General features: G+C 35.9%; 5 protein-coding genes. 2 read left to right on the top strand and 3 right to left on the bottom strand.

All coding sequences use genetic code 11. The features are described from left to right. Window positions 1-21: 21 nt before the first annotated feature. The gene (miaE, locus tag ACN0TY_RS16505) at window positions 22-135 is read left to right on the top strand and encodes a tRNA isopentenyl-2-thiomethyl-A-37 hydroxylase MiaE (RefSeq protein ID WP_417445328.1); all 114 of its coding nucleotides are present in this window, start codon (window positions 22-24) and stop codon (window positions 133-135) included. 146 nt (window positions 136-281) lie between these two features. Here miaE (ACN0TY_RS16505) and ACN0TY_RS16500 read toward each other — a convergent pair whose 3' ends face one another. Genes ACN0TY_RS16500 through ACN0TY_RS16490 form a run of 3 tightly spaced genes read right to left on the bottom strand, consistent with a single transcriptional unit; the run spans window position 282 to window position 3,741 of the window. Further along, the gene (locus ACN0TY_RS16500) at window positions 282-2,102 is read right to left on the bottom strand and encodes a DUF3732 domain-containing protein (protein ID WP_417445327.1); all 1,821 of its coding nucleotides are present in this window, start codon (window positions 2,100-2,102) and stop codon (window positions 282-284) included. Further along, window positions 2,099-2,542 carry a three component ABC system middle component gene (locus ACN0TY_RS16495; RefSeq protein ID WP_417445326.1) on the bottom strand — a complete coding sequence of 148 codons (444 nt, stop codon included), beginning with the start codon at window positions 2,540-2,542 and terminating at the stop codon, window positions 2,099-2,101. Before ACN0TY_RS16495 ends, ACN0TY_RS16500 begins: the two co-directional genes overlap by 4 nt. Next, window positions 2,539-3,741: a hypothetical protein gene (locus tag ACN0TY_RS16490; protein WP_417445325.1), complete on the bottom strand. Its 1,203-nt coding sequence runs from the start codon at window positions 3,739-3,741 to the stop codon at window positions 2,539-2,541. The genes ACN0TY_RS16495 and ACN0TY_RS16490 overlap by 4 nt, the downstream gene beginning before the upstream one ends. A 251-nt stretch (window positions 3,742-3,992) precedes the next feature. Between ACN0TY_RS16490 and miaE (ACN0TY_RS16485) the strand changes: the two genes are divergently transcribed. Continuing rightward, a complete protein-coding gene (miaE, locus tag ACN0TY_RS16485) occupies window positions 3,993-4,763 on the top strand; it encodes a tRNA isopentenyl-2-thiomethyl-A-37 hydroxylase MiaE (protein ID WP_417445324.1) in 771 nt (256 codons plus the stop codon). Window positions 4,764-5,073 lie beyond the last annotated feature (310 nt).

Here is a 5,073-nt window from a genome sequence, read left to right as displayed (position 1 = left end):
TACCAAGAATTACTCACTCCCATACACCAGTTTCTGCATTGCTCAACACCAGACTCTTGGATAGAAAAAGCCAAACAACCAAAACATTTAAACGCCTTGCTGATTGATCACTGCAATTGTGAGCTAAAAGCATAAGTGTGCAATTAACTATTTCTAATACAGTACAACGGTAAAAAGCATTAGCTCCTCGATAAATCAATACATCGAATTCAGTTCCGCTACCACCATAAAAAAACGGTAAGCAGATAATACTGCCTACCGTCTGTAATGAGCTCAGATACCTAGTTAATCAACCCGTAATCATCAACCAATTCACGATCAACAAGTTTAAAGTTTGAAAGCCCTAGATTGAGCCAATGAGCTTCAGGGATGTGTTCCATCAGAAGGACTTGAATACCTCCCTTATCTTTCATTGCTTCCACATACATATCAATTTCTTTCAATGCTAAATCTAGACTGGCGATATCATCAGAGTTCTCCAACGTATAAGGAGTACTTACTTGATCAAAAACTAAGAAATGTGCAAGCCAAGGAACAGAGTTCTCTCTCGCTACTTTATGCAACGCCATGAAGTAAGACAAATGCAGGTACAAGTAATTGGATGCACTGCCAATATCAATCATCTTCTCGACCGCTTCCCCTTCATTAAGAACCAGATTAATAGCACGTTCTTTCTCTAAAAACACAGCTTGGCTGTTCTCATATCCTTTGAGTTTCAGTCGGCTTAAATGCAGGTTGATATACCTATTGAGCTTACCCATAACAAATTCACGTTTAGACTCGATATCTTGAACATAACCACTGAGATCTTTAATTTTCTTGTCAATTTCGGAAAGCTTCTCTTCGTAATCAGTTGGAATCGAGCGTTCAGAGAAGAGCTCTACTTTCACAGACAGCTTCCCCTGATATCTATATATCTCTTCAGGAGAGGATAGCACCTTGCTAGTAGCCTTAAGCTTACTTATCTTTACCTTCAGCTCGTCTAACTCCTTCTTCAATACCTTAGCTTTGGCATTTACATCAACATATAGAGGTGACTTCTTCCTTGTTTCCCAACTGTGTTTCACTCCAGATAGCTGCTCTTCTAACGTAAGCAAAAGATCGCTTGTGTGAGTTCCCGGGAGTGTCTCACTATACCTATCAAGAATGTAATCAATCGGAAGGATAGAATCGCCACTCTCCTTTAAAAGAGATTGGTACTTGCTAAAATCTTCATTGAATCGCTTAAACTGCTGTAGTTTCCGATTTAGCTCTAACTGTTTAGATTCAAGATCTTTAAGTTTTATACCTGCCTCGCTAAATTGTTCTATATTCGATTCGGCTATCGACTTTAAACTGCTTAAAGTTTCTTTCATATCTTCGTTAGGTTTTTCGAGAAGCCCAAGAGAAATTGCTTCTTCTTCTAATTGCTCTACATCTTCCTGAAAATGAATCTGCTTTTTCTGCATCACTTCCGAGCGTTGCTCTAAGCTTGAGCGATTACGTTTGAGCGTCTCAAGACGTTCAGTGATAATTGCACCTTCACTATCCACAACGCCTAACGCCATACGAAATGTTCGCTCTATACGTTCGATAGTTTTTAGATCTCCAGGTCTATTATATAAATAGTCAGGTGCAACTAGTGCATTTTGATCTTGATAGCAATAGCTCAAAAAATTACGGAAAGATACTTTAGAACCAGCCTTTACGGTCCTACCACCATAGGGAACTTTTAACTCACCATCCAAGCCAAAGGACTTATCTAGCACTTTCTTTAGCGTATCAACTTTCATATTGTTATAAGGAAGTTCTGGTATTTGGCCTTGATCTGAAAAATAAGCTTCCTTTGTCTCACCTGTATGGTATGCAGGTCTCGCAATAGTTATATCACCATCACTTGTTTGTAATTTCAATCCATACCACGAGGACTTATCATCAATATTATGCTTGGATATACCGTCCGCCTTCGAGGAAAGCAAACAGTAGTCAATAATATGGAGAATTGAAGACTTACCCTTACCTGACTCACCAGTAATTACGTTAACTGAATTAGTTGATAACTCAAGGTTACGGAGATTTCCATCTTTCTGCCAGATTAATATATTTTTTATTTGAATAGTCATATTTTCAATCTTAATAAAGAGTATAATTCTTCAGGTTCTGAAGTTAGAAACGTTGACAAATTTTCCGATGCCAAAGCAATATCATCAAACTTCTTCCCTAGATAGTTATCCGAACTAATCGTGTCGTTTGTGGATGTCAGGACGCCATCTTCAATAGAGAACAAACCAAGCTCTATCCCCATCGAAATAGCATTTGTAGTAATTATTAGATAGTCAGTAAACTTTTCATTAAACCCAATAAAGTAATCACTTTTCGAAGTTACTAATTCCTGAGCAGATAGAACCGATGTTCCTTTTCGTTTTAGATAGTTTCTAATTTTCTTATCAAAAGCTAAAGGTATTATTAAATAGGCATTGGCTACATTTAACGAGCCAAGATAAGATAGCACTGACTGTATAGCTAACAATCCAATAGCTTCATTATTTAACACCCTATTCATTTAGTGCCACCGTAGACTTTTTTCCAATCCTTTCGCCAACCAATCCAACGCAAATCAGATAACTCCATACCTTTTCCAACAACCAACGAATGCGATAAGATGGAGTTAGACACAACCAAACTGGTATCTTCCAAGTTATATAAACAGTTTCTAGCAAGAGTCATATGATCTTGTTCATTACTAATATCTTTCCCGTTATAATTCCGTTTATATAGAGTTCTCCAAGATGAATATAACTCTTCATTTACCGCCTCATCTTCTGTCGTACTGAATTCGCCTTCAGAAATCATTTTCTGAATAAACATAGATGTAGCTGCATATTCCATTGCATATTCAACAATATCATCACTATCTATATTTATATCTTCTAACTGCTTAGCAAATATGCCATCTTTAGGATTGATATTATTTATATTTTTAAAACCATGATAATTCGAAAAATCAACTTTCCTATCTTGAGATAGTTTAATAACTCGGTCAAACTGAAACTCTTTCCTAAATGTATCAAAGTTAATATTAAGTTTATTATCACCCTTAATTAATTCATATTTCTTTTTCCTATAGACACCAATCAACTGATAGATGACATCTAATGACTTACTATTGTCAATTGAGAAGTATTCAACCTTTCTTCTCAGTCTTTCGAAAATATCTGTCAAAGAGAATATGAAGACGATCTTGCTAAACAGTCTCTCTTTTTGTTCTGAGGTCAAACTATCAACATAATTAACATACTTTTTAATGGGGTTCTCTGCTGCACCGTCATCCTTAGCAGATTCTTTTTTATCTATATCAGCCTTGATTAAAGAAATTGTTTCTTCGATATTAGTTAAATTAATAGTAGTTTGATCTAACTGCTCAACAAGACCTTTTCTTATGGTTTTCTTCTTATTTGTGAAAAAGATAAGTTGAATATCATCATCTGAAATACATTCAAGAGCCTTGCTCCAGTTGTAAAGAGTTTTCCAAAGGTCTAAGTCTCTATTTGTTACAGCTTCAGTCTCATCAACAGAGTGCTTAACTTGAATTAAGGCTTTACCGCCGTGAATTCTCTCATGATGAACATCATCTAAAACTTCAAGACCAACACTTTCTCCTTGTTTCATATCAATGAGATATTCAAGGCACACAAGATCTTGGTAGTCGAAACCCAACTGGCTTTTATCAGCAGCTACCTGTTCAAAAAAATCATCTGACATCAAAGCCTCCTCAACATCTATTCATAATATTGTGGAGATCTACCACACTCTTTGTACAAAAACCGATCACAAATAGAATACTATTTTAGATTCATTGTTACTATAAAGATGTCTACAAAACTTGCTTATTATCAATAAAATAATGGCTAATTAAGGAAAATATAAACGATAGAAGTGCTATCTAACATGAGTCCCCTAGACTAAGTTAATATGATATAGTTCGAACATCTTATTTTGGAACCTATCAATAGATGTACAGCAAGAAACTATTAGAGCCCATAAACAACTTCCTCAAATGCTCAACTCCAGAATCTTGGATTGAAGAAGCACGCAAACCTGAAAATCTATCCGTGATTTTACGAGATCATTTACTATGTGAATTAAAAGCTTCTCAAAGTGCAGTATTTCTACTTAAACGCTATGTGCTGACTGATGAAGGTAAAGAACAAATAACCCAACTTGTCGAACCTTATGAACTTTTTGCATATAAAGGAATGGGTAGCCTCGAAACACTCAAAGGCAAAAGTAATATATCGAAATCGATACAATCAAAGAAAGACTGTCCTTACGGTCAAGATATGATTGATAAGATGGTTTTGCTGATCAGAGAAGAATTGCACCACTTCTATCAAGTGTTAGAAATCATTGAAAGCCAAGGGTTAGAATACCGCCCTATTACTGCCTCTCGATATGCCAAGGGAATGATTAAACACGTCCGAACTTATGAGCCAGAAGCTTTGATTGATAAGTTAATCATTGGCGCATTTATTGAAGCTCGCTCGTGTGAACGCTTCGCTAAACTCGCTCCTCATTTAGATGAAGAGATTGGTAAGTTTTATATTTCCCTTCTCCGATCAGAAGCAAGACATTACCAAGATTATTTAGAGCTTGCCGAGCAAATAGCAGGAAAAGACATTTCAGATCGCATTGAACATTTCGCTAATGTTGAAGCAGAATTAATCACTTCTGATGATACGGAATTTCGCTTCCATTCTGGTTCGCCTAACTTACTCACCAAATAAATAAAATAGAATAGTAATAATCAATATGCACATCGTCGCCTCTAAAGCATTGCGAGTGCATATTGCTTTAAAAACAATGCTTTACTTTTAAAATTAAATATAAAAACAAAAGCTTAGTATAAAAACATTGTCTTTTATCTCTTTGAAACCCCTCGATTTTCTCTTCATTTTTCAGTTAGAAATTTAACTACTGCCCTTTGTGAATTAAAAGCCGCTCAAACGGCCATGTTTATGGTGCGAAAATATGCGGTCGATGAGCAAAGTAATCAAACGCTGATGCAATGGGCTAAACCTTATGAAGATTATGTCT

Origin of the sequence: Joostella sp. (assembly GCF_048266025.1) — a bacterium.
Lineage (GTDB): Bacteria > Bacteroidota > Bacteroidia > Flavobacteriales > Flavobacteriaceae > Galbibacter > Galbibacter atrarenae.
The sequence above is the reverse complement of the archived record's forward strand: the minus strand, read 5'-3'. Positions and strand labels throughout refer to the sequence as shown.